This is a genomic window from Acidobacteriota bacterium, assembly GCA_003696075.1.
Classification (GTDB): domain Bacteria; phylum Acidobacteriota; class Polarisedimenticolia; order J045; family J045; genus J045.
On record RFHH01000176.1, the window covers coordinates 1 to 2,663 of the forward strand.

The following is a 2,663-nucleotide window of genomic DNA, read 5'->3' on the forward strand; positions in this document are numbered from 1 at the left end:
CCCCGGCGATCGACGCCGTTCGGCCGAGCATCCGCCGCCAGCGCGCGTCCTCGGGTGCGTAGATGCTCCAGGGCGCACGGAGCTCGACGTACATGCTGTCGTCGGTGTTCTCCGCGGAGGCCCTCGCCGCGAGTTCGGCCATTCTCCGGTCGTCGGCCCGGAGCAGGCTCCACAGCTCTTCGGTCGAGCCGATCCCGATGCGGTCGAAGTCGGCCCGGACTTCCGGATCGAGCCTCTCCCAGCGCGGAAGGTCGTCCGGGCCCAGCGGCCGATCGGTCGCCAGCATGAGGAAGTCGGTGTCCTCGGCGGTGTAGAGGAAACCGTAGACGTGCGGGAACTCGTCGGTGATCGCCCTGAACACCGACAGCACGGTCGGCTCGTCCATGCCGTAGAAGTGGATCCACTGCAGGAGCTTTCCTCCCGGCCGGAGGGCGCGCCGCGCTTCGCGGAAGAACTCCCGCGTGAACAGGTTCGACGCGCCGCTCATCCACGGGTTCGACGGCTCGGAGATGATCGCGTCGTAGCGCCTTTTCGTGTGAGCGACGTAGTTCCGGCCGTCCTCGACGATCACCCGCGTGAACGGGCGGTCGAGCGGCCGATGGTTGTGAGCGTCGAACAGGCGCGCCGCCTCCAGGACGGCCCCCTCGATCTCGACGATGTCCAGGCGCCGCGGCCGGTGGAGCGCCGCCGCCCCCGCACTGATCCCGGAGCCGTAACCGATCACGAGAACGTCCTCCGGCCGCCGGCCGAACACCATCGGAATCTGGCCGATGAGGACCTGCGTCGACATGTCCCAGATCGATGCGTCCGGCTTGCCGTTGACGCGCAGGTTCAGACCACCCCCGGTGTCGTGCACCGACACGGTCGCCGCGAGGCCGTCACGGTAGAAGAGGATCCGGTCGCCGGGAACCCCTTCGAGCTTCTCCCGCTCGATCCCGAAGTCGATTTCGTTTTCGGGGACGTAGTACACGCCCCGCGTCAGCTCAGCGGCCGCGTCGCCCGCCGGGACGACCCACAGAGCGAGCGCCGCCGCCGCCCCGGCCGCCGCCAGCGGCCGGAGCGCTCGCGCCGGTGTTCGCCGCGCGGCGAGGATCGAAGCGCCGCAGAGGAGGTTCGCCGCTGCGGCGGCGGCGACCGTGTTGCGCAGGCCGAGCCACGGCACGAGAAGGAACCCGGCGGCGAAGGCGCCGGATGCCGATCCCAGCGTGTTGGAGAAGTAGGCTGCCGCCACCGTCCGGCCTGCCCCCGAGCGGGCGACCACCCTGCAGGCGAGCGGGAACAGCGCCCCCAGCACGAGCGTCGCCGGCAGCATCACCGCGGCCGACAGGACGAACCCGGCGACGACCATCGACCGGCCGGCCAGGCCCGCCCGCTCGAGCACCGCCACATAGGCGTCGGGCAGCATCGGGAAGAGGAACTCCGTCGCGCCGGCCGTCACCCCGAGGCCGATCAGCGCCACACCGTACACGGGCCACGGGTCGGACAGCCGGTCCGCCCAGCGGCGCACCGCCAGGCTTCCGAGGGCGATTCCCGCCAGGAAAGCGGTCAGCATGGCAGCGAACGCGTAGATCGACGAGCCGGCGGTCATCGACAGGACCCTCGTCCACGCGACCTCGTACACGAGCGCCGTGAACCCGACGAGCCCGTAGGAGACCACGCCGACCCAGAACCATCCCCGGTTTCCGCCCGGCGGAACGCCCGCATCGCCCTCCGCGCGCGCCTGCCGGGACCGCGTTCCCGAAACGCCGCCGAGCAGCGCCAGCGCGGTCATCCCGGCGACGGCGTCGAGGGCGGCGCCCGCCCGGTTCGACCAGGCGAGCCCCAGCCTCGGGAAGAGGACGAACGTCGCTGTCAGGACGCCCAGCACGGCCCCGGCGGTGTTGATCCCGTAGAGAAGCCCGACGTGCCGGCCGAAGGCGGGGCGCCACGAGGTACAGGTCTCGACGAGCACCGGCAGCGTCGCCCCCATCGCCAGCGTCGGGACGAGCATCAGGGCGAGCGAGCCGAAAAACCGCGCGAGCGTCACCGGCCAGAACGAAAAGCTCGCCAACGCCCCGCCCGCGGCGTGACCGACACCGCGGATCATCAGCGGGACGGCCAGCGCGTACAGGGCGACCCCCAGCTCGAGCCACCCGTAGACCCGCACGCCGTTGGCCATCCGCGACGAAAGCCGGCCTCCGAGCAGGCTCCCGAGCCCGAGCCCGAGCATGTAGGTCACGAGGATCGTGCTGACGGCGAGGGTGGACGAGCCGAAGAGCAGCCGGAGTTCACGCTGCCAGACCGTCTCGAGAACGAGGCTCCCCGCCCCCGACAGCAGGAAGCAGGCCGCCACCACCCCGAGCAGGCGGGCCTCCGCGCGCGTCGCCACTGAGCCTCTCTCCTGGCGGCCGCCGGCCGCGAGCGACCGATTCTGCCGTCATGCCCGGCCGCCCCGCCACCGGCCGAAGAAAAACCGGGCCGCGCTTCCGCGCGGCCCGGTGGTATGGCAACCGACCTTCCGCCGTCAGCGGCGCGGGCGCATCCGCAGCGGGCGGTCGTTCGGCACGCTCGGGAGCTGGAGCTGCACCGGCTCGCTCTGCTCCTCGGTCCCGTCGTTGTTCACCGAAATGACCGTGTAGAACAGGCCCTCGGCCCCCGGCGTCACGCGCGCACCGCGCGCACCG

1 protein-coding gene is annotated in these 2,663 nt (G+C 71.8%); it reads right to left on the reverse strand.

From position 1 onward, the window contains the following. Window positions 1-2,368: hypothetical protein (locus tag D6718_11675; protein RMG43660.1), on the reverse strand; the 2,368-nt coding region annotated here is incomplete at its 3' end. Window positions 2,369-2,663: the final 295 nt, after the last annotated feature.